Genomic DNA, 24,146 nt, shown 5'->3' on the forward strand with positions numbered 1-24,146 from the left:
AGTCGGGGCTTTTCTCGATACCTGGTATTCGAGGCGAAGGAATTTAGATGACTCAGCACCCATGGCTTAATCATTACCCGAGTGATGTTCCTCACCAGCTGGCCGAGGTCCCCTTTGCGCATCTTCCAGCGATGATTAAATCGGCTACCGATAGGTACTCAAAGACGACCGCTTTTACTCAAGTCATGCCCAATGGTATGAACGGCTCGTTATCCTTCGAGCAAGTGGACAAGCTAAGCGATGATTTTGCTGCCTATTTACGAGATGTGGCGGGACTATCTCAGGGTGATCGAGTCGCGGTTCAGATGCCAAACTGCCTCAGCTACCCGATTGTCGCCTTTGGTGTCATGAAAGCCGGGTTGGTTTTGGTGAACACCAATCCTCTTTACACGGCCACCGAGATGGCGTATCAATTTTCTGATTCCGGTGCAACGGCTCTTGTGGTCATAGATATGTTTGCCGATCGACTGCCCGAGGTGTTGCCAAAGACCAAGATAAAGACCGTAGTTACTCTGGGGATTTCGGAGTTTTTTCCTGGTCCAGTTTCTGGAATTATTAGGGCAACCCAGAAGTATTGGAGCCGTACGTTACCTAAGATCACCATCGAACACACCAAATTTAAGGACGCTCTCGCCCTCGGTAGAAAGTCTGGATCTGCTGAAAAGGCCGTCGGATATCTCACCGGAATAGGCAGTGACTCGATAGCTGCGCTTCAGTACACTGGCGGCACAACCGGTGTCTCCAAGGGCGCCATGCTCACCCATGGAAACCTGGTGACTAACACTTTGCAAATGATTTCGATGTGCGGTTCTTATATGCGCCCAGGCGTTGAGATCGTGCTCACCGCGTTACCGCTGTATCACATCTTTGCTTTTACTGTGAATTTGCTTGGCTTTTTCCACATCGGAGCTCGCAATATCTTGGTGCCATCGCCGAGACCACCAAGCAACCTCAAGCGAGCGTTTGAAAACTATAAGATCACTTGGCTCAGTGGAGTAAATACTTTGTTTAACGCTTTACTGAATGAGCGCTGGTTTGCGGATAGCCCGCCGAAGCATCTGAGGGCCTCTGCTGCAGGAGGCATGGCGCTGTTCGAGTCGGTAGCCACGCGTTGGCGCGATGTAACCGGCACTCCAATTGTGGAGGGCTACGGTCTCACCGAGTCCTCACCAGTTCTCACGTTCAACCCTCTCGGTGGACTTCAGAAGGATGGCACTATCGGCATCCCAGTTCCCTCAACTCAGATACGTTGCGTTGATGAGGACGGTAATGACGCCCCGGTAGGTGTCCCTGGAGAGCTCATCGCCCGCGGGCCGCAGATTATGAAGGGCTACTGGCAGCGTGATGAGGACACTGCTATGAGCCTCGAGGGCGGCTGGTTAAGAACCGGGGACATCGCACAGATGGACGCGGATGGCTACTTCACGATTGTTGATCGCAAGAAGGACATGATTCTAGTGTCTGGCTTCAACGTTTATCCGAACGAAGTTGAAGAGCAGATTGGCGCCATCGAAGGCGTTCTTGAGGTTGGCGTGATCGGGGTTCCTGATGAAAATAGCGGCGAAAAAGTCAGGGCTTTTGTTGTGACAACTCAGCCTGCACCAAGTGCCGAGTCAATAATTGCCTATTGCCGTGAGCACCTCTCAGCTTATAAAGTGCCGCAAAAAGTGATCTTTGTGGATGAGCTTCCAAAGAGTCCGATTGGCAAGATTCTTAGACGCGAGCTCAGGACCTCAGTTCTGGCTGGCGGGATTACAGAGACCAAGCCAATCAACACGAGTGCAGAGGATGCCAACTGATGATAAATACGATAACTTTTTTGACCCAGGTAACAGTTTCCGAGCAAGATGTGGTGACTCCCTTCGAGCAAAACCTCATGGTTGCAATGGTCTTTGCCATCATGTTCGGCCTCGGGGCAGGTTTGACACCAAGAGATTTTAAGCTTGCGATCAAGCGCCCCTGGGGGCTTGTTATCGGTTGGTTAACTCAATTCGGAATCATGCCACTTTTGGCCTTCACGCTTATCATCATATTTTTGTGGCAGCTCCCCATGGAGTATGCCGCGCCGGTGGCTCTGGGTGCCTTATTGATGGGTTCTGTTCCGGCAGGAACCACCTCAAACATTTTTACCTATTTCTCAAAGGGTAACTTGGCCTTGAGCGTAATCATGACCACGAACTCGACCCTCTGGGCAATCCTGATGACGCCGCTTGTGTTAGCTCTCTACGGACGCGTTCTTTTCGCGGATAACGAAGAGTTTCAAATTCCGATCACCAATATCGTGATTACGCTATTCCTCTTGCTTATTCCGGTGGTCGGTGGGATGCTCATCCGCCGCTACAGCGCAAACATAGGGGCATTCTTAGAATTGATGGGGGGCTTTTTTGGCTTGTTCTTTATCGTGTTCCTACTGGTTACTTGGGTGCCAAGAAACTGGGAGCTGTTGGCAGCCACGCCGTGGCAAACCTATACGGTGGCGATCGGCTTGGGTCTTTTTGGTATTGCGATTGCCTTCACAATTGCAAAGCTCCTAAAGCTCCACCCGATGAACGTTCGAACAATCGCTCTAGAGACCGGTATTCAGAACGGACCACTGGCACTTGCAATCGTGCTTTTGACTTTCGGTGGAACTCCAAACGTTGGGCTGATTCTTATCGTCCCAGCCCTCTACTCACTGTTCATCGTGCTGGTTTCGACTGCTGTCACCTTCTGGTTCCGCCGCGCAAATGTGGCCGAAGAGCAGAAAATTCCAAACCTTCTCTAGGCCGGAAGGATCTATCAAGGTCGGTTTGTCGCAAGGCGGTCGAGTTTTAGAGTAAGGGGGGCGCCAAAAACTTTGTTGCTTGGCTTCGTTTTAGATCAGCAACCACTCCGGATCGACGGCTAATCCCTTTGTGCGGCTGTCATAATGGAGGCAAATTTGCTATTCTCCGAAAAGGGAGAATGGTTTTACGTAAGGACGTGACGAACTTGTGGAAACATCCAGCTCCCGAAGTGTGGGAAAACATGGTTCGTCATAGGCGTCATCTGCACAAGCACCCTGAAGTTGGAATTGACCTTCCTGATACTCATCTATACGTATTACAAGAGCTTGAGGGCATGGGATTTTTGCCAGAGTTTCATCTTGGTGCAGGCATCTCAGTCGTAATCCCTGGAACGGCCCGGGAAGCATTGCCAATTATCTTTCGCGCAGACATGGATGCGCTGCCTATAGAGGAGGCTTCAGGATCGAATTTTCGATCTGTTCGGCAGGGGGCAATGCATGCATGCGGTCACGATCTCCATACTGCGGTGTTGTTGGGTGTCGCCCAGGATCTAATTGCAAGGCCAAGTGCAAGAGATGTAATCCTGGTTTTCCAGCCGGGCGAGGAGTCAGATCGTGGTGCAGTGAAAACTTTATTGCATGAGAATTTGCAAATTGACGATGCGGAAGTTTTCGCTATTCACGTTAACGCAGTGCTGCCATCGGGAACAATTGCTCTTAGATACGGAACATTTATGGCGGCGGGGGACTGGTTTCGACTTGAGATTATTGGCAAAGGGGGTCACGCAAGTGCCCCGGAACTTGTCGGGAATCCGATAAGGCTAGGTTCTTTGTTCGTCGAAGGGCTGCACGCTCTCGCGCATGAATTGAGCACCGTCAATCTCAGGGTTGTGGCAACTACAACTGAATTTCTTGCGGGAAATGCCGTTAATGTGATTCCGACCCACGGCTCATTACGGGGCACTTTGAGAACGGTCAGCCAGAGCCAGCAGGAGGAGCTTCACTCTCGCATGCGAGAGCTCGCAAACAAGCTCGGGCGCGACTACGAGCTCTCTGCTTCGCTCAGTATCACTAAGGGATACCCGCCGGTGGTCTCAGATGATGCATTCATGGAGCAACTTATCAGAATCATAATCGAGCAAGAATTTCCAAGTGTGCAGAGGCTTCTAGCACCCTCGATGGTCATCGAGGATTTTTCTTATTTTTTGAAACGCTGGCCAGGTGCAATGGTTTACATCGGGGCAGCCGTTGGTGACGACCCCTCATTCAACCATTCTGCTCAAGCCGAATTCGACGAGGAGGCGATGAAAACTGGATTTGCACTGTTCAGAGCCCTTGCCCCGGGTCCTAACTGAAATAAAGCTCAGGTTTAATGTGCATTCCAGCTGAAACTTGTGCTCCATGTTGAGTAGTAGTCCAGGCTGCAAACTCGCACGCTCGGGCGGTTGCTTGGATGATGTCCAGGCCCTGAGCTAAGCCAGCAGCCAGTGCCGCACAGAACGCATCTCCAGCGCCACTAGTGTCAACTGCATTGACCTTAGGGGCACTCACGACTCGATGTGTTCCGCGCACTCCTTCTGCGAATACAAGGGCACCTTCTGCGCCAAGGGTCACAATCAACTGGCCGCCAAAATCTAGAGATTGCGCGCATGCGACCACTTCTTTAATGCTTTTGGGGAGAGGTTTACCCGCGAGGCTTGCCAACTCTGTTCGGTTCGGAACCAGTATGTCTACCGACTTGAGTATCAGCTCTAGTTCAGTGCTTGATTTTGGCATCGGTGCTGGGTTGAGAATAAATGTGGAACCCTCAACCTTGCTGGCCTCTAGGACCGCTCGCAATGGTATCTCTAATTGACTGATCACTATGCGGGGATTCATGCCACTGACTGCAATCCGCACGTGCTCCGATGTGAGGGCGCTGTTGGCTCCGGCGTGCACGACTATGGAGTTTTCGCCGGAGTCGCTGACCAGGATCACAGCGGATCCGGTGGTTTCGTTCCCAATCTTGGCCACGCCGCTAACGCCTACCCCTGCAATTTTCAGACCGTCTAAGAGCGTGCGTCCGGATTCGTCATCACCCACTGCCGAGATGAACTCGACATCAATTCCAAGAATTGCGAGTGCCGCAGCCTGGTTAGCGCCCTTCCCGCCAGGCGCATCCAGTCGGAGAGTACTGAGCACTGTTTCACCAGGCCCTGGCAGATCTGGCATCATGTAAGAGACGTCGGCATTCACCGAACCCACAACAAGAACTTCCGGCTTTGGGTTACTTATCAAGATTGAGACCTGCCCAAGCGTTCGATAGATTCGAGGACTAAATCCCAGTACCTTTTGGAGTCAAGTTTAATTGCGACACTCGCGTTGGCTTGGAGCTCATAGCGATTGTGTAAATCAACGATGGTTTCTCCTCTACTCCACTTTCCATCCAGTTCCACAGCCAAAAACGTGCTCTGCCACTGAATTAATGTTGGGTCAATAAGGGCGGCAATAGTACAAGGGTCGTGCACAGGCGGAGCCTCGAAACTCCAGACTGAACGGTAAGAGCTTCCAAAAAATCCCATCCATTCCGCGCAAGTTTTACCAATTACGTGATTCATGGCCTGCATGCGCTCAACGACTGATGGCACGGCCAGCGCCTGGTGGGTGAGGTTAAGGCCTACCATCCTTAGGGGGACTCCGGATTTGATAACCTCGTCTAGCGCTTCTGGGTCCGCAAAGGTGTTGAACTCGGCCGAAGGGGTATGGTTACCACGCTCGGTTGATCCTCCCATAAAGATAACTTCGGTGATTTTCTCCAAGCTGTTTGGATAATCCCGCAGCAACTGGGCCATATTTGTCATTGGACCGGTAACAACTACGGTTATAGCTGTGTCGCTTTCTTCGAGAATACGATGCATAAGTTCCACCGCACTGAGCTCGCTAAGCTTCATACCGGGCTCTGGCATCTCTGGTCCATCTAGCCCACTTGCTCCGTGAACGTAATTGCCAAGCTCAAGTGACTGCTTTAGCGGCACCCCGGCCCCTTGCGCCACTGGAACACTAGTGGCACCGGCCAAAGTCAAAATGCGTAGCGCATTTCTAGTTGCGTCTTCAATCGAACAGTTTCCAAAACAGGTTGTTACGGCTTTCAGGTCTATCTCAGGGGAGGAGACCGCTAGAAGAATCGCAACGGCGTCATCGTGCCCGGGGTCGCAGTCAAGAATAATTGATGTGGGCATCAGTTGGCCGCCTCTGTGCCTGCAAGCCACTGAATCATTCCCGCCATCAACGGCCCATAGCCGGGCCAATCGACAAATTCATTCGGACACCAGTGAGGACCGATATCGCTAGTCCAGACCAACGTTCTACCCTTGCCATATTCGGATGTGGCGATTAGCACATCTTCACCCACTGTGGCATGAACTGTGGATCCTATTCGAGCAGTAACTCTGTTGTAACCAAGCAAAACTGGTGCATCAGAAGTTAGAAAAGCCGCTAACATGCCTTCTCCGACCGGGTGAACGAACGCCCCAGACGATGCCTCCACTCTGTCATCGTAGTCAACCATGTCCACTGGAAGCGCCGGTGCTATTGCTGAGCGTGCGAAGTTTGCTCTTGCCTGGAAGCCTTGAAAGCTCAGGTACCCCCCGGCCATCATTAGTGCTCCTCCGTCATGAACCCATTGAGCCAACACAGCTAGGCGATCGGGACTCGATTTCCCTTCAAGCCATGTTTCTGGCGGAAGCTGAAATGAGTTAGCCCCAATATCAGAAAGTACTATTACGTCGAACTCGGAGAGTTCCATAGCCGTCTTGGGAAACTGTTGGGGGATGTCATGGGCTGCCATGTGATGAACAGAAATGCCCTTGGAAGTAAGGGCTTTGATGTATGCATCCGCGCCAGAGTGGAAAGTCACGCTGGTAAAGCTATCAAAGCCCTTGTGATGAGTGGACTCAGAAATCCAGGTTTCACCTGCCAGTAGTACTTTAATCATTTCATTCTCCTTTTGCTTTCTCGAACATTGTTCGTGGATTGGTCACTAGAAATTGTTGAATTAGGTCATTTGACGCGCCATGTCGGATTAGTCGTGGCACGAAGTACTGCAATATGTGAGAAAAACCCGGCCCACCGTTTGAGCGCAAAAGTGACTTAAGAAAGATATCTTGCGATATCAGAATCTGGTTTGCGTGTCCAGCGTCGCTAAGGCCCAATATGTTGAGTGCATTTTCTTCGTCGGAAGGGCACTGCACCGATTGATCGGCATAGTAAAGTTCCATTCCCACCATGTCGTACTGAATCCATGCGCCTCGTCGGGCTAGAGAGAGCTGGTATTTAGCATCAGAGCCGGAGGGCCCCATGTGACAAAGCACAACTGACTCAGGATTAACGCCCATGCCCTCGCAGACGTCAAGCACTTGATGCCCCAATCTAAACCAACCCGGTAGGTGAACTTGCATGGGAAGCTTCGCCTCCAATTGCACCATGCAGGCAGCTTCAAGGCTGCGGCGTTCAGCATCCGTGAAATCAGCGCTTACGCCGATTTCTCCGATGAATCCTGGACGAACCCCGTCAACGCCGATCTCGAGATCCAGCCGCATGATGTCAGCTATTTCTTCGCGGGACATGCGTTTAATCTTCTCGGGCTGAGAGCTGTCTAGATAAAAACCCGTACCCGCTATTATCGTCAGACCAGTGGCGACGCTTATGTCCCGAAGTCTCGGCAAATCCCTACCGATGCTAACCGAGGTTGCCTCAAGGACGCTCACCCCCCCAAGGCTTTCGAACATCTTTAGTTCTCTGATTGCAAGCTCGGAATCATCCATCACGCAATTAGATAAATTCCCGAAAGGGTCCTGCTTCAGTTCCCATGAAATCTCGTGGGAAACTGCCGCGTTTTTGAACCACTCGCTATCCACACCAATCTGGCTGGTTGGAGACCACCAGGACCTGACGTCATTGAGAATGTGCTCGTGTGGGAGGCAAATCCCAAGATCAGCAGAATCTACGTCTCCAGTGACCGACCTTACGATTGTCACGCTTTCCTCTTGCTAAATCTGTCGACTGCACTTTGATTCAACAACATTGCGACAATCAAAATAACACCCTGTGTTATAGGCACCCAGAACACATCAACTCTGAGCAAAACCAGTCCGTTTGCAATGATGCCCAAAGTTAGAGCCCCAATCAGTGTTCCGACAACAGAACCTTTTCCTCCCAAGAGGCTGGTGCCTCCCAGAACCACTGCGGTAATAACTTCAAGCTCGAAGAGTGTGCCTGAGTTAGAGGAGCCAGTAGCCAGGCGAGCTGCGATTAGAACCCCGGCAATACCGGCGAATAACCCAGTGAGAACGAGTGTGGTTGCGAGTATTCGTTTAACATTCACTCCCGAGCGCCGAAGAGCTTCGGCATTAGACCCGGACGCGACTACGTAGCGACCAAACCTAGTCTGCGTAAACAAATACCAGCCAAAAATTACTGTTGCCAGAGCAATCCACGTAGGCATGTAAATTCCGAGGAACTCACCCTGACCAAGCCATAAGATCCAGTCAACCGTTATTGGCGTGCTGTAGCCCTGAGTTATTAATAGGGCGACACCCCTCAGCGCGATAAGCCCCGCAAGGGTAACTATAAAAGCGGGAAGTTTTCCGTAAGAAGCCAGAAGTCCTTGGATTGCCCCTGCTGCTACTGCAATTATCAGGGCTGCAACTACACCGAATATTGGGCTACCAGTTTGTATCAGTATGGCGAGCGCCGAAGCTGTCAATCCAATAATCGACCCCACAGATAGGTCGATCTGTCCAGTAGTGATAACTAGGGTCATCATGGTCGCCACGATGATTGTCGGTGCTATCTGGCGGCCCACGTTTACTAAATTTTCTGCTGTCAAAAAGGAGTCGGCTTGAATGCTGAAAAAAGCAAAAAGGAGAACAAAGACTCCCATAATGGAAATTATATTGAAGTACTTGGTGAAAAATTCGAATGCTGGAGATCCGTGCGTTTTGCGGCCATCGGTCCTCGAAGGATCTTTATCTGCCATTTTTAGTTTCCCATCATTGCGTTTACAAGACCAGTGAGATTGGTTTCCTTAGGAATCAATTCTTTCCAAACTTGGCCCTCATAAAGAACGACTAGGCGGTCCGCAACCTCGAAAAGGTCTTGAAGTCTATGGGTGATCAAAATCACTCCGACTCCACGAGCTGAAATGTCACGAACTAGCTGCAGAACAGTCTCTACCTCCTTAGCTGCCAGTGCGGCCGTTGGTTCATCAAGAACCAGAACTTTGGGATCAAATGTAACGGCACGGGCTATCGCTATCGCTTGCCTCTGCCCGCCGGACAAAGTGCCCACTAGCTGGTTTGTTCTTTTGACTCTAATGTGCAGGCGTTCCAAGTGCTCTAGGGCCTCAGCGTGCATGCGCTTGTGATCCATTCTTCTTGTGACTGGGTGGTAAATTTCTCTTCCAAGAAACAGATTCCCGGCAACGTCAATGTCGTTGCAAAGGGCGAGATCCTGGTACACCATTTCAATGCCAAGATTTCTAGCCTCTTTGGGCCCCACTTTGTCGAAGCGGACCCCGTCAACCAGCATTTGTCCGGAGTCGGGGACTTCTGCCCCGGCCAGCATCTTCATCAGGGTTGATTTTCCTGCCCCGTTGTCTCCGACCAGTCCTACCACCTCACCGGGTTGAACCGAGAACGTGACCCCACGCAAAGCCTCAATAGCGCCGAAGCTTTTTCTAATATCTGTCATTTCTACTCGTGGAGTAGTTGAAGTTTTTATCACGGAGTCACGTTCTCTTTTCTGCTATCTAACTGTCAGATTGGTTGTAATTATCCAGCTGGGAAAATCGCGCGGTAAGGCTCGACATTCTCGGTTGTGACAACGGCAATTGGGACGTCAATGAAACCCTTCGCAATTGCCCCATTGAGCAGTGCGAAAATTTCATTCACTCCTTCAATGCCTTCTTGATATGGATCTTGTTGAACTACGCCAACAACCGTCCCGGAATCAAGCCCGGCTATTACCTCTGCGGTTAGGTCCCAGCCAATCACCTTGGTATTGGAGTTGGCACCCAGTGCGGCTACTACGCCCACGGTAGCGGGCTCACCAGTGGTGTAAATGAAGTTCAAGCCAGGCTGTGCAGTTACCAAGTTTGTGGCTGCATCAGCTGCTTGTTCTTGCACATTGTCGCCAGAAACGCTCTGTGTGAATACTGCACCTGCCGCATCAATCGATGCTCGGAATGAGTCTTCTCGTTGGTTTTGAATGAACGAGTTCTTCGCCCCAACTACACCGTAGCTCCCATCTGCGTAACCATTGTCAATTGCCCACTGGCCAATAACCGCTCCAGCGACTGCATTGTCCACACCAACAAAAGTGTCAAAGTATCCATCTTCTAGAGAGGAGTCGATTGCGACCACCTTGATGCCGGCGTCTATTGCGGACCTAATTGCCGGTAGGACCGCGTTCACGTCAATTGCTACCACGATAAGCCCAGTAACTCCTTGAGTGACGAAGTTTTCAATGTCGCTGGCCTGTTTAGCTGAGTCGTTGTTTGCGTTTGAGATGGTGAGCTCGCAGCCCGCGGCGGCGGCTGCCTCCTCGGCACCCTTATTCATTTCCGTGAAGAATGCGGCAGCTTGATTGATCTGCACCATTCCAATCGAGCATTCGATGGCTGATTCCGCTGGTGTAGCGCCCTCGTCCGCAGTTGGTGTTTCGCTAGTGCCTGCAGCGCATCCTGCGAGTCCCAGTGTAAGAGCTGCAGCGGCGACGATGCCACCCAGCGCTTTTCCTGTGCGTGTCATTTTTCCTCCTGATTGATTGAGTAGATATTGGTAATCGTTTACCTGAACTTGGTAATCTAAGCATTAATGAGGTGTTGTGGGAGGTTAAAAATGACATCCCGAGATAACATTTTGGAAACAAGGAGAAGTTGTGGTGAGTGAAAATGAAGGTTCGCCTGGCGTGACGGGGCATGATGTCGCCAGGCACGCAGGTGTCTCTATTGCAAGCGTATCCAGAGCCCTCAGTGGAAATCGGCAGATGTCTGATGAGCTAAAGGCTCGGGTTCTTGATTCTGCTGAAACTCTCGGATATCAGGTGAATCTCGTTGGCAGAGCTCTTAGGAAAAAGCGGACTTCAACATTCGGATTGGTCATACCCGATCTGGAAAACCCTTTCTTTTCATCCCTGGCGCAAAACATTAGCCGAAGCTTCGCTCAATCTGAAGTAGACGTGCTCATTGCCAGTGCCGATAATGACGTTGGGCAAGAGTTGCGCGCAGTGCAGTCTTTTCTTGGGCGTCAAGTCGATGGAATTGTTTTGATTCCACACGACGAAAAGGAAAGTCGTGCCGCCTTAGAAAAGGCAAGTCGCTTGGTGCCCACGATTCAATTTGACAGATTTGTTCCCGGGTCCAACGTCCCCTTCGTCGGATGTGATAACCGCTTTGGCATGAAACTAGTTGCCGAACACATCGCTGAGCATGAACAAGCATTTCCGGAAAAGGTGTTCTTCGTGGGTGGAGGACAATCTTCCTCCTCAGGTCGTGAACGAAGTTCGGCCTTCATGGATTTCATGCCCGACTCCGATTTTCGGGATGGAAATTTTGGATTTTCCTGGGGCCAGGAAGCTGCAAGGCAGATACTGTCCGAAGGTCATAGTCGAGGCTTTATCGCCTGCGCTGCGGACGTTATCGCCCTTGGGGTAAGCTCCATGCTGATTTCTATGGGTCGTTCTGTCCCGGAGGATTTCAGAGTCGTCGGATTCGATGATGTTGGAGTCTCATTCCTAGCCCACCCAACACTCACGACTGTGAGACAACCAATTGCAGAAATGACCTCGGCGATTGGTGAGATTATTCTCGCATCTCAATCCTCAAAAGAAATTGGCGCCCTCGGGTTGTTCAAGCCCGCGCTGGTGGTTCGTGAGTCAAGTCCAATAATCTGATTCGAGATTGGAAATTTTTTTGACTCTAAATGTTTTGTAACTAATGGCTAGCCAAAAGTATCCAAGGCTGCGTATTTTTATCCAATGGAACAGGTGACTTTGTTTTTTCATCGTCCCGTGACGAAGTTTAGGGTTGATTGACGTTACTATTTTGAGTGAGCAGTAACTCATGTGTTTTTTTGAGAGTAAGTCGTATGTCGGGGCGTTAGCTCAGCTGGTTAGAGCAGCGGACTCATAATCCGTCGGTCGCGGGTTCAAGTCCCGCACGCCCCACTCAAGTAATGTCTCTAGTCGCTGAGGACTAACTAGCTGTTGACTAGACCTAAAGAGCCAAAGTCTTGGTCATTTATTCGGGCGGTGGTGGACTAATTATTAGTTTCAATTTGTGGTTATTAATCCCCCTGGCACCTAGGGTTCGGATGGACCGCGGATAGGAGAGGCTGCCCATTGCAATTGGGTAAGACCCGGATTAGCGATTGCCGGAATTTCTAATCGCCTCAGAAATGGATCTTCAGAGCTTGAAGCTCTTTCATGCCCAAAGGTCCCAATGAAGCTGGCTACTTAAAGAAGTAGAAGCCTGTTGCTGGATAAATTTGAAGGACGGCAATTGCAAGACATTTCGGATGTGTATTGACAAACACGAACTAAATTACATGTATTATACTTCCCAAGATAGATCACTAGGGAGTAACGACATGGACAGCGACATACTGCAGAATCTGACTGACCCGGCGATCCTCTTTTTCGCAGTTGGGGTGCTAATCGGAACGATTCGATCGAACCTGGAGATTCCAGCACCTGTGACAAAGTTCCTATCCCTTTACCTCCTAATGGCAATTGGCTTCAAGGGCGGCCAGGCCTTGAATCAAGCGGGTCTGGGTGGTGATGGCCTGAAGGTTGTAGGCGTGTCACTAGTGCTCGCAATCGCCATGCCAGCCATTTTGTTTCCAATTCTAAGACGCAAAGTTAACCACTTTGATGCCGCAGCGATCGCGGCAACCTATGGATCTGTGAGCGCAGTGACTTTTGTTACAGCCTCACAATTCTTGGTTAGCCAAGGCGATGCGGCAGGTGGGTATCTGACCATTGCATTGGTAGTGATGGAGTCTCCCGCCATAATCATGGCGGTACTACTTGCAACCTGGGTTCGCAACCGCGCTCCTGCCGAAACGGGCGCCCTTCGTGACGATCACTTCAATAAGACTCCGACCACGGATGGACAGCCAGGAAGCGGCAAGGCCCTGTCAATCAAATCTGTACTCCATGAAGCCTTCACTGACGGTGCTCACCTTCTACTGATAGGGAGCGTAGTGGTGGGAGCCCTGAGTGGTCCGGTAGGCGGGGAGACCATGGCGCCTTTTGTGGTGGACCTTTTTAAGGGTGTGCTGGCATTTTTTCTCTTAGACATGGGTCTACTGGTGGCTCGTCAATTGCGACAAGTAAGAGATGTGGGTCCGTTTTTGATTGGTTTTGGAATCGTGGCTCCGCTGGTTGGTGCGTCTTTGGCTTTGGGACTAAGTGCGCTATTAGGCTTTAGCGTCGGAGATGCCACGCTGCTAGCGGTGCTTGGCGCTAGTGGTAGTTATATCGTGGTTCCTGCGGTCTTGAGATACGCCATCCCCGAGGCGCGACCGAGTCGATATTTCACCATGTCGTTGGCCATAACTTTTCCTTTCAACATTATTTTCGGGATACCGCTCTACTACGCTGCCGCTCAACTGATTCTTGGATAGCTGGTTGAAAGTCCCGCAACTGCCTTCCTTCTAAATTATTCGTGCCCTTCGGTTAGAATTTAGGTTAATCGTTGGGAGATTGAATCAGTGGCAGTGATCATAGAAATCGGTACGGCGCTTCCTGCCTATGTTCATGATCAATCTGAAGTAACCGAGGTGCTGGCAAGTCAGCTAGCAAAATCGGATTCCGCCAGGGCAGTGCTCAGCCGGATTCACGAAGCCACGAAGATTGAGCAACGCCATTTTGTGATGCCAATTCAAGATTATGTGAGCGTTGATAGCTTCTCTAAAAGCAACGGGCTCTTTACTGAGCATGCACTTGCACTTGCCGCGCAAGCAACCCAAAGCGCCCTGAGCAAGGCGGGGCTAGAAGCCAAACAAGTCGATTACCTATTCTTTACGACGGTTACTGGCGTCGGCGCGCCGTCCTTAGATGTATTGCTTGCTTCTCAATTGGGCTTTAGATCCGACCTAAAGCGCATACCGAGTTTTGGTCTTGGGTGCGCTGGGGGAGCCGCGGGAATTGCGCGAGTTGCCGATTACCTTAGGGGGCACCCAACCGAGATTGCTTTAGTCGTCTCGGTCGAACTCTGCTCTTTAACGATTCAGTGGCAAGATCGCTCGATGGCCAATTTTGTCGGTACAGGAATCTTTGGGGACGGCGCGGCAACGGTTGTGATGGTGGGCGAAGATCACCCGCTGGCAAGTAACGGGATTGGCGTAAGTGCGTCTCGCAGTATCCTCTACCCCGACACCGAGCAGATGATTGGCTGGCAGATAGGAACCTCCGGGATGTCGCTAATGCTAGAAGCCGGGGTGCCTGAGATAATTGGGCAGAATTTTGCCCGGGACGTCGATGCTTTTTTAGCCGCAAGCGGATCTTCTAGGGCTGAGGTGGATGTTTGGGTGGCGCACCCGGGTGGTCCGAAGATCCTCGATGGTTTCACCAGCGCCCTTGGTCTTGAAAATGATGAGTTATCGGCCAGCTGGGGGGTCATGAAGCGGGCGGGTAATATGTCCTCTGCCGCGGTGTTACATGTGCTGTCGGAAATGTTCACTCAACCAAGCAAATCCAAGGGGCTGCTATTTGCCCTAGGTCCTGGCGTGACAGTCGAATTGGTTTTATTGGAGTGGTCATGATTCTCTCGATTAGCGTCTTACTTTTTGTTCTATTGATTCTGGCTACCGGTGGGGAGAGAATTTACGAGCTAGTGGTATCAAAGAGAAACGCGAAACTCGCATTTGCGTTGGGGGCCATTGAGTACGGTCGGGGTCACTTGCCCTTCATGATAATTCTTCACGTTGGAATGCTCCTAGGTGCCATTGTTGAGGTGCTGGTTTTGAACCGGCCATTTCTAGGAAGCGTTGGCTGGATAATCTTATGCTTGGCGCTTTTGTGTCAGGCCGCCCGTTATTGGGTCATTTGGGCCTTGGGCACTCAATGGAACACCAGAGTAATAGTCATCCCAGGTGCCAAGCGCGTTACGCGAGGCCCTTATGCCTTTTCCTGGTTGAAACATCCCAATTACTGGATAGTTGCGGTTGAGGGGATCGTTTTGCCGCTGGTTCACTCGGCTTGGATTACCGCCATTGTGTTCACCATTCTGAACGCAATTCTGCTTCTGGGTTTCCGAATTCCAACCGAAAATCGAGCTTTGAAGGCCCTGTTATGAGAACTTTTAATGTTCTAGTTATTGGCGGTGGGCCTGTAGGTATGGCGGCTGCGATAGAAGCTCGGCTCAGCGGGCTATCTGCCGGGATTATCGAACAAAGAGCGGGCACCGTAGACAAGGCTTGCGGTGAAGGGCTAATGCCTGGGGCGTTACCCCTACTGGAACGTCTGGGCGTGACCCCGGTGGGGCGCGACTTGGTTGGAGTCACCTATCGAAGCGGGGATCATTCGGTCACGCACCGTTTCTCCTCAGGATCTGGAATGGGCATGCGAAGAACGATTCTTCACGATGCGCTTCGATCACGTGCTAATGAACTAGGGGTGATTTTTGTCGAGGACTCACTTCAGACCCTTCGTTCCCATGAAAAGCACGTTGTCGTGGATTGTCAAGGTGGCGAGTCAATTCGAGGGGATTACCTGATTGGTGCTGATGGTCTTCATTCCACGGTTTCGCGGCAGGCTGGCTTATTTCGAGAAGTATCAGTCGGCAGGACAAAAAGATATGGCATTCGGCAACACTTTCAGATTGCGCCCTGGTCGGAATTCATTGAGGTTTATTACACAAAATACGCTGAGGTTTACATCACACCCGTGTCCAACGATCAGGTTGGAGTCGCAGTTCTGGGGCCAAGGGCCACGGACTTCGAGGCAACAATAGCGAGCCTTCCCGAATTGGCTGCGAGGTTAGAAGGGGCAGCCCCGAGCTCTCAGCGAAGTGGCGCAGGCTCCTTTCCACAACTCACGGCCGCTCGAACTAAGGGGAGAGTGCTTTTAGTCGGAGATGCCTCCGGGTATGTTGACGCGATAACGGGGGAGGGTCTTAGGCTTGGCTTTGCTCAGGCTAGGGCCGCGGTCGAATGCATTGTTTTGGGCCAACCACAAATGTATGAGCTTCGCTGGCGACAAGTTAGTCGAGACTTTAGGGTGTTGACTCGGGGCTTGATAACACTCGCAAATTCACCCCTTCGAATGGCCATAGTTCCATTGGCGAGTCGATTTCCGTCATTATTTGGCTTCATAGTCAATCGGTTGGCGCGCTAGTTCCTCATGCCTAGGTTGATTTCACTTTTTAGATCCAGCCATCCGATGCCTTCGCTATCAGTGGCAGGATTTGCCTTTTTGTTTGGCCTGGGTATCGGCCTACCGGTCGGTAAATCTGCGCTAGCGGGTCTTGCAGTTTTGCTTCAACAGCTCTCTGTGGGCCTATCTAACGACTGGCTTGATCTGAAGCGCGATAAAGCGGTCGGTCGCAAGGATAAGCCGGTTGCGAAGGGCGAAATCTCAAGCTCCTTAGTGCGAAACTCCTCATTTATTTCCGGATTAGCTGCTTTATTGATTGCTCTTTTGCTCGGCGCCCCGGAGGGGGCGTGGATGATATTTATGCTTGCCGTCGGGTGGTCATATAACCTCGGCTTGAAATCGAACTGGCTCTCGGTTGCGCCCTATGCTGTGGGATTTGGAATTCTGCCCGTCTTTGTGACTCTTGCTATGACCGAGCCGATTTTCCCACCAGCTTGGATAGTTCTGGTGGCTTCACTCCTTGGAGTGTCCGCTCACTTTGCGAACGCATTGCCGGATCTGCTCGATGATAAGGCGACGGGAGTGAGGGCCTTGCCGCATATTCTCGGACAGCGCCTCTCGGCGATAATTATCGCCGTCACGGCCTTAGCAGCGAGCCTAATCGTCGTGACTCAGGCAAGTAATTTAGAGTCGACAACTGGTTTAATCGGCTTGATTCTGACCGTTGCACTCGCGGGTACTGCGAGCATCTTATCTTTGAGGCCTGAGCCGCCCAGGATTGTTTTCCCGCTTCTCATCTTGGCATCCCTGGTAAACGTTATTCTTCTGATGTTGGGAACCGGGTCTCTCTAGTCCAGTAGTGTTTTTTTACCGTCCTGGCTCTTGGTCAAGGTTAAGAAGATTTCAATCAACTCCCCGACGCTGTGGTCTGACTCAGCTGGGTGGCGAAAGGGTAATTCGCGATGCACGGTATAACTATTTTGCCTGCCCATTTTCTGCTTAGAGACATAACCTGCTAGTTCCAAATCACTCACTATTGACTGGGCTGTGCGTTCGGTCACCGAGGCCGCAAGTGCCAAATCTTTGATCTTTGTGCCGGGCTCTCTAGCTATTAGAAGAAGTAGTCGCGCATGGTTGGTCAGTAAAGTCCATCTTCTTGCGGTTTGGCCGTCCTGAGGCGTCATGCATATCTCCTTACTTATCGATCCGGTGCGGATACAAGGGGCATCAATCTTCCCCTTGAGCCTTTGAATACTGCGGCTTGTCGTGATAAGACTCTAGTTTTTCAATGTGCATCCAGCGGTAGACCCCGCCGATTTGTGCAAGCAATCGCGATACCGTTTCATCGCTCCATCGGGATTTCTTAGTAGCTAGAAAGCGACAGCGATAGTGATCAACCTGCGTTGCATTGCTTGGAGCGCCGGGCCAAACCCTAGTTCCACGGTTCGAAATCATAGTTAGCCTGAAGTTATCGTCCCTCAGAGCAGCCTGGATTTTCTGCGCCACTACTTGGGCCTCCTCGTTTGTTTCAATCAAAACATCAAGGCCATCCTTGGACCGAGATGGGGGAGTGACATCCACATCCTCTGGCCAGAGCTTTTTCATCGCTAGCGGGCTGTGTGTCTTAGTTGGGTAGCTGGAGAGCGATCCGAGGCGCAGCTTTATTGCCTCCGAAAACTCTAGCGTTCCAACCGCACCAGTTCCGGGCACATCAAATGTGTGGATGCCATCCTCAAGAGTCAGGAGCAATGCTTGCTCCAGTTTGTCGGCGGCCGTAAATTCCTCAATGTGCCTCAGCAGCATCACGCCTGAAAGAATCATGGCGGTTGGATTAGCTTTGTTTTTACCGGCAATGTCTGGGGCCGTGCCGTGGACCGCCTCGAACATTGCTACCTCATAGCCCAGGTTAGCCGAAGGGGAAAATCCGAGTCCTCCCACCAAGCCGCTGGCTAAGTCGCTGAGAATATCACCGTTCATGTTGGTGGTTACAATCACGTCAAAATCTTCTGGTTTCATTACCAGTTGATGGGCGCAATTGTCTATGAGTATGTGGGAGGACTCGATGTTTGGATACCCCTTCGCGATTCTTTCAAACTCGGATTTAAAGAGCCCCTCGGTCAACTTCATAATGTTGGCCTTAGTAGCAACCACAACCGAACTTCTGCCCTGCGATAGGGCAAATGCAAACGCTGCCTCAGCTATTCTGGCGCTACCAACTCTTGAGATGAGCTTTAGGCATTGAGCGACGTTGGGTGTTTGCATATGCTCTATTCCGGCGTAGAGATCCTCCACGTTCTCTCGAATAATCACGAGGTCAATGCCTCTTCCCGAAAAGGGGCTAGGAATACCGGGTAGCTCGCGGGCTGGCCTGATGTTGGCAAACATTTCGAAAGTTTTCCGAAGCGTAACGTTGGCACTCTTGCCACCTTCTCCAATGGGCGTTGCCAATGGCCCCTTGAGGACTACCTTGTTTCTCGAAACTGAATCCAGAGTGTCTTGAGGAACGCCACCTGCTATGCCTTTGGTAAACGCCACTTCGCCCGCTTCAGCTAGTTCAACATCGAACATTGCGCCACTGGCGCGCATGAGGTCAATGGTGAGGGAGGTTATTTCAGGCCCAACGCCATCCCCTTCGATAACTGTGACTGTTCTTTTTGAATTCAGGTTATTTATCATAAGCAACACTTTACATGAATTATTTTACAGGTATCAGCAATTGAAGAAACTCTTGGCAATCGGTGGTTACCAGGTTCAAATGTCACCGTCACGTCCCTTGCTTGATGTTAAAAGATCTGCTTGGCATGGGAGCTACTCGCGCTACCGAATACATTTAGGCCGATTTAGGAAATTTTCCAGCTAGGGATTGCAGTTTGGGCACGTTGCTGGGTCTGCTTTTTTTCTAAGCTGCGGACCAAATTCAGTATGTTCGCACTTGACGCAGCCGAACACTTCGTACCTGGGGGTATTAGGGACAAACATTCCACACTGAGCGCAGTCCAATCCGTGCTCAGAGCTAACTTTCCCCCAGCCGGGTGTGTCACAAAGCGAGCACAGTCTCGCTATCCTTGCCGCTAGCAAGTTGGCTGCTGCTCTAATGTTCTGTGCCCGTGTGGGTGAGCAGTGCGCCCTCAGGTCGGATTGAATTAGAGCTAGGCCATCCTCTGAAAGATCAGCGTATTTTTGAATCGAATCTCGGAGTTCTAACAAACTGCCAATGCCCTTGGTGAAGCTAGGATTCTGGCTTTGGTTCGAAGAGGCGATGAGTTTGTGGTTGGGGAATCCGGCTCTAAGCAAAATCTCGTCGAGGTTTTGCTTAGGGTCGACACTTTCCTTGATGGCTGCGATGTCGAATGAGCGGTAACTCTCAAAGATTTCTATCTGTCTTTGGTCATCCACTAGAACAATGAGTTCGGTGTTGGAGTTAGCAAAGGGCATTGCAGGATCCATTCCAACAGATCCTTCAGAGGCAACTCCAAGGGGTATGCCAAGCTCCCTCATACCTATTTTTGCTTTTTGGATTGCGGTTTGTTTGGGGGGTAACTTTCTGTCCACCTCGCCGCTAAATGTTCCAAGCAGGTCAGTATCGGCTGGGAAATCGAATAATTCGATCCCCAATACCTCCGAGAAAGCTGGGGCAATCATCCCAAGCTTATGATGCTTGGTGGTCAGCACTGCGTTCCGATTAAAATAGGGATGACTTTGGTTTTTAGCTAGATTTCCTGACATTTACACCCCCCCTTTTTTTATCGGCTCAGCTCTGATCTTTCCGCCAATGTGTTCAACGATATGAGCCCTTGGTGAAACGCCCAAAGATTTAGAACCCTCGCGAAAATGGCAGAAACCAAGGTCCTGAATTGACTAAAGCAGGTTCGGCAATATCCTAATAGCTAACACTTTGTCGATTCTTCTGCCGTCCATGTCTACTACTTCGAGTCGCCAGGACTCCCAAACCACGTAGTCTCCCGGGGAGGGTAATCTTCCCAGCAAGAGCAGTATGAGGCCACTGAGAGTGTGGTACTTCCATTCCTCTTCTTGCGGAACGCTCATTAGCCCGAGTGAATCCTTGAACTCGGGAATTGCCAGTGAACCATCCAACAGCCAGGAACCATCGGTTCGCTGAACTGCCTCAAACTCTTCTCCGCCATCTTCGCCCATGTCTCCAACTAGAGAATCGAGGATGTCCTGGAGCGTGACTAAGCCCTCAAGTCCGCCGTACTCATTGACGACAAAGGCGATGTTTTTCCTGGAAAGCCTAAATTCGTCGAGTAGACCCATACCGGTGAGAGTCTCGGGCAAAAAGATCGCTGTTTCTAGGTTTTGTGTCAGGCTTAGCTGAGCCCCGCGAGCCACAGCTGCCAGGGCCGCCTTCGCGCTAAGCACTCCGACGATGTTTTCCAAGCCTCCATCGCAAACTGGAATTTTGGAGTGAGGGGATTCTGCAATGAGGTTGAGATTGTCTTTTTCTGGCGAAGCCAGATCGACAAACACGATTTCCGACCTTGGCACCATTAGTGAGCCCAGCCTTCGCTCATCGAGCCGGAAGACGTTTCTTACAATCGTTCTTTCCTGCGCTTCAATCAGGCCGGCCAGGGATCCTTCTTCGAGGATTGCTTCAATTTCCTCTTCGGTAACAGTGGCCGGCACGTGTTTATCGACGCCGAAAAGCTTCAGAATGGAATTTGTGGTGACACTCAAGGCAAATACAAACGGCTTTGCTATTTTGGAAATCAGAAGTAACGGTGGACTCATTAATGAGGCAATAGCCTCAGGCCGGGTTTGACCAATTCGTTTGGGAACCAGCTCTCCAATGGTTATCGAAACGTAGGTGACAATGAGAACCACTAAAACGGTGGAGGATATATCGGAAAATGCGACGCTTAGCCCCAGCTCTTGGAACCAGACAGATAGTGGCTGGGCGAATACTGATTCACCGACAATTCCGCTGAATAGGCCGATCGAAGTTATGCCTATTTGAATTGCCGATAAAAATTCGGTGGGCTTCTCGGTCATTCGAAGGGCTAGCGCGGCTGATTTCTTGCCCTGCGCGGCCATACTAGCTAGCTTGGATCTTTTGGAGGTCAGTAGGGCTACCTCTGACATCGCCAACATCGCGTTTGTGAGGATAAGGACAAGCAGAAGCGGGATTTCCACGAGCCACTTTCTCCACCATGCGGTGGGCTTCTTGAATTCAACAACCTAGTAATCAGTGCTGAGAGTTTCATGTTAAGAGCAAATTTAGACCATCGCTCAATGACCTCCGAAGTGGTAATCGTGGCTGCAAGCTACGCGCCTACGAAGGCGCGGCTCTTGCTCAGCATTGCGTTTTTACTCGCCGTGAAGTTTTTCCAAATAACAATTGGCGCAAAGAGATTCGTAGGTAACCTGATCGCCATCGATGGCTACCTGCTCTCCAGAGAATGTAAATTCGCCGTTTACCAATCGACCGTTAAACATGGCCTTGCGACCGCACCGACATATTGTCTTTAGCTCCTCGAGGCTATGCGCAATCTCCAAAAGACGTTTGCTTCCTGGAAAACTGATGGTCCTAAAGTCTGTTCTGATGCCATAGGCGAGGACTGGAACTCCGTCAAGTACTGCTATCTCAAGGGCCTGGTCCACCTGCTCGGCGGTTAGAAATTGTGCTTCGTCAAGCAACAGGCACGCCACCCGCTGGCCATTCTCTAGCTCAAACTCGGCTGACTCTTGCGCGAACACCGTTCGCAGGTTTTGCTTCGGCGAAATAAGAAAATCTACGTTCCTGGAAACCCCCAGTCGACTCACAATTGCCACATCACCCTTTGAGTCGACACTCGGCTTGGCTAATAAGACATGTTGTGAACGCTCTTCGTAATTGAACGCGGCCTGAAGTAAAGAGGTGGATTTACCGGAGTTCATTGCGCCGTAACGAAAATATAGTTTGCTCATATGACGCAAGATTACCGCCATTCTGCCACCAATTCTTTGACAACCAGGGTAGAAAAAGTTAGGTTTTAGATACCGATTCAGGACGTTGGGGAAGACGCAACTGAATCGGAGGCTCAGCGTTGAATGGCGAGTTGTGGGTGCTAAGTGCCCAAGAGGCAAGCTGCAAGAATGTTCAAGAACTTCTTGGAGCTGATTTTTCGCGCGTCAATTGGCGAGTGCAGCCACTGGATGTCTTTTGCTATCAATTTAAATTATCGCTAAAACTCTCCGAGCAGGGTTGGGCAGAGTTGGTGTCTGATTTAGCAAAAACTGGCGCAAACTTCGAGGTCGAAATTTTCTCTAGACCTGGCTCGATCCGCTACCTCCATCATCGAGCGCTCGGCATTATTCGACTAGAGCTTGACGAAGCGGGGGAAATACTTCTGCGTGGCGGGGCTATGGAGCATCTTATGATGCAGTGCCGCGGCAGCGTAGTGGACTTCAATAGGGGTCTGAGAAGACTCCTGGGCACTTCTTGGAACGATCTTCTTGAGCCCTATCGCAGGGTTTCCGAGGAGCTAATTAATCTAACTAAGGCCGTCTAGATATTCCTGAATGCCAGCACGGCATTATGGCCGCCGAATCCAAAGCTGTTTGAGATCGCGAGAGCATCTGGTCTTGATAGGTTTGTGATCTGAGTGGGCACGTTCAATGGGATGGCTGGGTCCTGAGAATCCAAGTTTATTGTTGGTGTGACCCGTTGTTGAGTGAGCGCCAAGATTGTGAAAATCGCCTCAATTGCGCCAGCACCTCCAAGCAGATGCCCGGTGGCGGACTTAGTCGCGGAAACCACCAGATTGTCAGTGTGGTCTTGGAAAGCGCGTTTTATTGCCGTGTATTCAGCGATGTCCCCGACTGGGGTGGAGGTTGCGTGGGCGTTTACGTGCTCAACATCGCTGGGTTTAGAATCTGCCTGCTCTAAGGCCATCAATATTGCGCGGGCTGCTCCCGAACCCTCCGGGTCTGGCGCCGTTATGTGGAAGGCGTCGCTTGTGACGGAGCCCCCTACAATCTCACAGTAAATCTTTGCGCCACGCGCCTGGGCGCTCTCGAGAGTCTCTAAAACTAGCGCTCCCGCACCCTCTCCCATCACAAAGCCATCGCGATTTAGGTCGTAGGGGCGAGATGCTGATTGCGGGTCATCATTTCTTCGGCTCAAAGCGTGCATCGCGGCAAATGAGGCAATTGGCAAGGGGTGAATGGCGGCCTCTGCCCCTCCGGCGACCACAACATCGGCCTCGCCGCGAGCAATCCTGTGAAAGGCGTTAGCAATTGCTTCATTACCTGATGCGCAGGCACTTACTGCCGTGTGTACTCCGGCCCGGGCATGAAGATCCATGCCAATCGCCGCCGCCGGCCCATTGGGCATCAGCATCGGCACCGTCATTGGCAGCACACGACGGGGGCCTCTTTCTTTTAGCGTGTCGAAGGCGTCCAGTAGTGTCCAGACTCCACCAATTCCAGTGGCGAAATCAACCGCTAATCTTTCGGGTTCGACTTTTGGGCTGCCAGCATCTGCCCATGCCTCCCGAGCTGCAACCAAAGCAAATTGGCTGGAGGGGTCGAGTCTCTTGGCTTCTTGAGGGGTTAGTAACTCGGTTGCCTTTATTTTGGCTTGACCTGCGAACGTGACTGGAAGTTCGTATCTAGCCACCCAGTCTTGCTCCAGGGTGCTGACTCCGCTTTCGCCCGCCAATAGGGCAGCCCAGCTTGTCGCGACATCGCCTCCCAGGGGAGTTGATGCCCCTAAGCCTGTGACAACGACGCGACGCATTTTATTAGTCCTGCGCTGAGGTGATGAAGTTAACTGCGTCGGCCACTGTTATTAGATCTTTGACGTTCTCGTCTGGAATCTTGACTCCGAATTTATCCTCGGCGTTAACAACGATGGTCATCATCGAGATCGAGTCGATGTCTAGGTCATCCGTGAAGGATTTTTCCATCTGGACGGCGTCGGCGGCAATCCCAGTCTCGTCGTTTACTAGTTCTGCTAGTCCAGCTAATACTTCCTGCTGTGATAATGCCATGGTGTCTCCTATTTGGGGTTTTGAATGCTCGCTTA

Annotated in this window: 24 protein-coding genes and 1 tRNA gene; 11 read left to right on the forward strand and 14 right to left on the reverse strand. The window is 51.1% G+C overall.

Translation table 11 applies throughout. The features are described from left to right. Positions 1–47 precede the first annotated feature (47 nt). The 3 genes from BLP47_RS05300 (at position 48) to BLP47_RS05310 (ending at position 4,119) form a co-directional block, all read left to right on the forward strand. Positions 48–1,799: an AMP-binding protein gene (locus BLP47_RS05300; protein WP_091851160.1), complete on the forward strand. Its 1,752-nt coding sequence runs from the start codon at positions 48–50 to the stop codon at positions 1,797–1,799. Beyond that, positions 1,799–2,764: a bile acid:sodium symporter family protein gene (locus tag BLP47_RS05305; RefSeq protein WP_197672365.1), complete on the forward strand. Its 966-nt coding sequence runs from the start codon at positions 1,799–1,801 to the stop codon at positions 2,762–2,764. The genes BLP47_RS05300 and BLP47_RS05305 overlap by 1 nt, the downstream gene beginning before the upstream one ends. 179 nt (positions 2,765–2,943) lie before the next feature. Further along, complete coding sequence (locus BLP47_RS05310) at positions 2,944–4,119, forward strand: M20 family metallopeptidase (protein ID WP_091851163.1); 1,176 nt, start codon at positions 2,944–2,946, stop codon at positions 4,117–4,119. On the opposite strand, the gene BLP47_RS05315 is transcribed toward BLP47_RS05310, so the two are convergent. From BLP47_RS05315 to BLP47_RS05345, 7 genes are all read right to left on the reverse strand, one after another. Continuing rightward, positions 4,112–5,041, reverse strand: a complete 930-nt coding sequence (locus BLP47_RS05315) for a ribokinase (protein WP_091851165.1) — start codon at positions 5,039–5,041, stop codon at positions 4,112–4,114. The genes BLP47_RS05310 and BLP47_RS05315 overlap by 8 nt on opposite strands. Further along, the gene (locus BLP47_RS05320; protein ID WP_091851168.1) at positions 5,038–5,982 is read right to left on the reverse strand and encodes a nucleoside hydrolase; all 945 of its coding nucleotides are present in this window, start codon (positions 5,980–5,982) and stop codon (positions 5,038–5,040) included. The genes BLP47_RS05315 and BLP47_RS05320 overlap by 4 nt, the downstream gene beginning before the upstream one ends. Next, positions 5,982–6,737 (reverse strand): glutamine amidotransferase, encoded by a 756-nt coding sequence (locus BLP47_RS05325; protein ID WP_091851171.1) that lies wholly within the window; start codon positions 6,735–6,737, stop codon positions 5,982–5,984. Before BLP47_RS05325 ends, BLP47_RS05320 begins: the two co-directional genes overlap by 1 nt. A 1-nt stretch (position 6,738) precedes the next feature. Beyond that, positions 6,739–7,779 carry a phosphotriesterase gene (locus tag BLP47_RS05330; protein ID WP_091851174.1) on the reverse strand — a complete coding sequence of 347 codons (1,041 nt, stop codon included), beginning with the start codon at positions 7,777–7,779 and terminating at the stop codon, positions 6,739–6,741. Next, a complete protein-coding gene (locus BLP47_RS05335; protein ID WP_091851177.1) occupies positions 7,776–8,780 on the reverse strand; it encodes an ABC transporter permease in 1,005 nt (334 codons plus the stop codon). The genes BLP47_RS05330 and BLP47_RS05335 overlap by 4 nt, the downstream gene beginning before the upstream one ends. 2 nt (positions 8,781–8,782) lie before the next feature. Then, positions 8,783–9,493 carry an ATP-binding cassette domain-containing protein gene (locus tag BLP47_RS05340; protein WP_091852979.1) on the reverse strand — a complete coding sequence of 237 codons (711 nt, stop codon included), beginning with the start codon at positions 9,491–9,493 and terminating at the stop codon, positions 8,783–8,785. Between the two features lie 80 nt (positions 9,494–9,573). Next, entirely contained in the window at positions 9,574–10,551 is a 978-nt protein-coding gene (locus BLP47_RS05345) for a substrate-binding domain-containing protein (RefSeq protein ID WP_197672366.1), read from the reverse strand. A 133-nt stretch (positions 10,552–10,684) separates the two neighbouring features. On the opposite strand from BLP47_RS05345, the gene BLP47_RS05350 reads away from it, so the two are divergent. From BLP47_RS05350 to BLP47_RS05380, 7 genes are all read left to right on the forward strand, one after another. Further along, positions 10,685–11,695, forward strand: coding sequence for a LacI family DNA-binding transcriptional regulator (locus BLP47_RS05350; RefSeq protein ID WP_157671523.1), 1,011 nt, complete (start codon positions 10,685–10,687; stop codon positions 11,693–11,695). Positions 11,696–11,894: 199 nt separating this feature from the next. Further along, positions 11,895–11,968: transfer RNA gene (locus tag BLP47_RS05355), tRNA-Ile, on the forward strand. Positions 11,969–12,390: 422 nt separating this feature from the next. Beyond that, positions 12,391–13,428: a sodium-dependent bicarbonate transport family permease gene (locus tag BLP47_RS05360; protein WP_197672367.1), complete on the forward strand. Its 1,038-nt coding sequence runs from the start codon at positions 12,391–12,393 to the stop codon at positions 13,426–13,428. 87 nt (positions 13,429–13,515) lie between these two features. Next, positions 13,516–14,568, forward strand: a complete 1,053-nt coding sequence (locus BLP47_RS05365) for a type III polyketide synthase (protein WP_091851183.1) — start codon at positions 13,516–13,518, stop codon at positions 14,566–14,568. Continuing rightward, positions 14,565–15,101: an isoprenylcysteine carboxyl methyltransferase family protein gene (locus BLP47_RS05370; RefSeq protein WP_172807178.1), complete on the forward strand. Its 537-nt coding sequence runs from the start codon at positions 14,565–14,567 to the stop codon at positions 15,099–15,101. Before BLP47_RS05365 ends, BLP47_RS05370 begins: the two co-directional genes overlap by 4 nt. Further along, complete coding sequence (locus BLP47_RS05375) at positions 15,098–16,141, forward strand: NAD(P)/FAD-dependent oxidoreductase (RefSeq protein ID WP_091851186.1); 1,044 nt, start codon at positions 15,098–15,100, stop codon at positions 16,139–16,141. Before BLP47_RS05370 ends, BLP47_RS05375 begins: the two co-directional genes overlap by 4 nt. Positions 16,142–16,186: 45 nt before the next feature. Further along, complete coding sequence (locus tag BLP47_RS05380) at positions 16,187–16,972, forward strand: UbiA family prenyltransferase (protein ID WP_157671524.1); 786 nt, start codon at positions 16,187–16,189, stop codon at positions 16,970–16,972. On the opposite strand, the gene BLP47_RS05385 is transcribed toward BLP47_RS05380, so the two are convergent. The 5 genes from BLP47_RS05385 to BLP47_RS05405 form a co-directional block, all read right to left on the reverse strand. After that, the gene (locus tag BLP47_RS05385) at positions 16,969–17,304 is read right to left on the reverse strand and encodes an AsnC family transcriptional regulator (RefSeq protein WP_091851192.1); all 336 of its coding nucleotides are present in this window, start codon (positions 17,302–17,304) and stop codon (positions 16,969–16,971) included. The two genes, BLP47_RS05380 and BLP47_RS05385, sit on opposite strands and share 4 nt — an antisense overlap. Before the next feature lie 43 nt (positions 17,305–17,347). Continuing rightward, positions 17,348–18,796 (reverse strand): NADP-dependent isocitrate dehydrogenase, encoded by a 1,449-nt coding sequence (locus tag BLP47_RS05390; RefSeq protein WP_091851195.1) that lies wholly within the window; start codon positions 18,794–18,796, stop codon positions 17,348–17,350. A gap of 180 nt (positions 18,797–18,976) precedes the next feature. Further along, complete coding sequence (locus BLP47_RS05395) at positions 18,977–19,846, reverse strand: DUF6671 family protein (RefSeq protein ID WP_091851198.1); 870 nt, start codon at positions 19,844–19,846, stop codon at positions 18,977–18,979. Between the two features lie 132 nt (positions 19,847–19,978). Next, on the reverse strand, positions 19,979–21,271 hold the full coding sequence (locus tag BLP47_RS05400) for a hemolysin family protein (RefSeq protein ID WP_091851201.1): 1,293 nt from the start codon (positions 21,269–21,271) through the stop codon (positions 19,979–19,981). 174 nt (positions 21,272–21,445) lie between these two features. Then, on the reverse strand, positions 21,446–22,045 hold the full coding sequence (locus tag BLP47_RS05405; protein ID WP_091852986.1) for a thymidine kinase: 600 nt from the start codon (positions 22,043–22,045) through the stop codon (positions 21,446–21,448). Between the two features lie 119 nt (positions 22,046–22,164). Here BLP47_RS05405 and BLP47_RS05410 point away from each other — a divergent pair, with 119 nt between their 5' ends. Continuing rightward, positions 22,165–22,629 (forward strand): DUF3145 family protein, encoded by a 465-nt coding sequence (locus BLP47_RS05410; RefSeq protein WP_157671525.1) that lies wholly within the window; start codon positions 22,165–22,167, stop codon positions 22,627–22,629. Here the strand turns inward: BLP47_RS05410 and fabF are convergent. Next, positions 22,626–23,858 carry a beta-ketoacyl-ACP synthase II gene (fabF, locus tag BLP47_RS05415; RefSeq protein WP_091851207.1) on the reverse strand — a complete coding sequence of 411 codons (1,233 nt, stop codon included), beginning with the start codon at positions 23,856–23,858 and terminating at the stop codon, positions 22,626–22,628. The genes BLP47_RS05410 and fabF overlap by 4 nt on opposite strands. A 4-nt stretch (positions 23,859–23,862) precedes the next feature. Next, positions 23,863–24,111, reverse strand: a complete 249-nt coding sequence (locus BLP47_RS05420; protein ID WP_091851212.1) for an acyl carrier protein — start codon at positions 24,109–24,111, stop codon at positions 23,863–23,865. Positions 24,112–24,146: the final 35 nt, after the last annotated feature.

Origin of the sequence: Candidatus Aquiluna sp. UB-MaderosW2red (assembly GCF_900100865.1) — a bacterium.
In the GTDB taxonomy this organism is placed as follows: Bacteria; Actinomycetota; Actinomycetes; order Actinomycetales; family Microbacteriaceae; genus Aquiluna.

Excerpts from the sequence above, each read along its gene's own strand:
- BLP47_RS05335 (WP_091851177.1), bottom strand. The coding sequence starts at position 8,780 with ATGGCAGATAAAGATCCTTCGAGGACCGATGGCCGCAAAACGCACGGA.
- BLP47_RS05310 (WP_091851163.1), top strand. The coding sequence starts at position 2,944 with ATGGTTTTACGTAAGGACGTGACGAACTTGTGGAAACATCCAGCTCCC.
- BLP47_RS05395 (WP_091851198.1), bottom strand. The coding sequence starts at position 19,846 with ATGTCAGGAAATCTAGCTAAAAACCAAAGTCATCCCTATTTTAATCGG.
- BLP47_RS05345 (WP_197672366.1), bottom strand. The coding sequence starts at position 10,551 with ATGACACGCACAGGAAAAGCGCTGGGTGGCATCGTCGCCGCTGCAGCT.
- BLP47_RS05375 (WP_091851186.1), top strand. The coding sequence starts at position 15,098 with ATGAGAACTTTTAATGTTCTAGTTATTGGCGGTGGGCCTGTAGGTATG.
- BLP47_RS05360 (WP_197672367.1), top strand. The coding sequence starts at position 12,391 with ATGGACAGCGACATACTGCAGAATCTGACTGACCCGGCGATCCTCTTT.
- BLP47_RS05300 (WP_091851160.1), top strand. The coding sequence starts at position 48 with ATGACTCAGCACCCATGGCTTAATCATTACCCGAGTGATGTTCCTCAC.
- BLP47_RS05380 (WP_157671524.1), top strand. The coding sequence starts at position 16,187 with ATGCCTTCGCTATCAGTGGCAGGATTTGCCTTTTTGTTTGGCCTGGGT.
- BLP47_RS05385 (WP_091851192.1), bottom strand. The coding sequence starts at position 17,304 with ATGACGCCTCAGGACGGCCAAACCGCAAGAAGATGGACTTTACTGACC.
- fabF (WP_091851207.1), bottom strand. The coding sequence starts at position 23,858 with ATGCGTCGCGTCGTTGTCACAGGCTTAGGGGCATCAACTCCCCTGGGA.
- BLP47_RS05405 (WP_091852986.1), bottom strand. The coding sequence starts at position 22,045 with ATGAGCAAACTATATTTTCGTTACGGCGCAATGAACTCCGGTAAATCC.
- BLP47_RS05390 (WP_091851195.1), bottom strand. The coding sequence starts at position 18,796 with ATGATAAATAACCTGAATTCAAAAAGAACAGTCACAGTTATCGAAGGG.
- BLP47_RS05340 (WP_091852979.1), bottom strand. The coding sequence starts at position 9,493 with ATGACAGATATTAGAAAAAGCTTCGGCGCTATTGAGGCTTTGCGTGGG.
- BLP47_RS05320 (WP_091851168.1), bottom strand. The coding sequence starts at position 5,982 with ATGCCCACATCAATTATTCTTGACTGCGACCCCGGGCACGATGACGCC.
- BLP47_RS05305 (WP_197672365.1), top strand. The coding sequence starts at position 1,799 with ATGATAAATACGATAACTTTTTTGACCCAGGTAACAGTTTCCGAGCAA.
- BLP47_RS05420 (WP_091851212.1), bottom strand. The coding sequence starts at position 24,111 with ATGGCATTATCACAGCAGGAAGTATTAGCTGGACTAGCAGAACTAGTA.
- BLP47_RS05370 (WP_172807178.1), top strand. The coding sequence starts at position 14,565 with ATGATTCTCTCGATTAGCGTCTTACTTTTTGTTCTATTGATTCTGGCT.
- BLP47_RS05325 (WP_091851171.1), bottom strand. The coding sequence starts at position 6,737 with ATGATTAAAGTACTACTGGCAGGTGAAACCTGGATTTCTGAGTCCACT.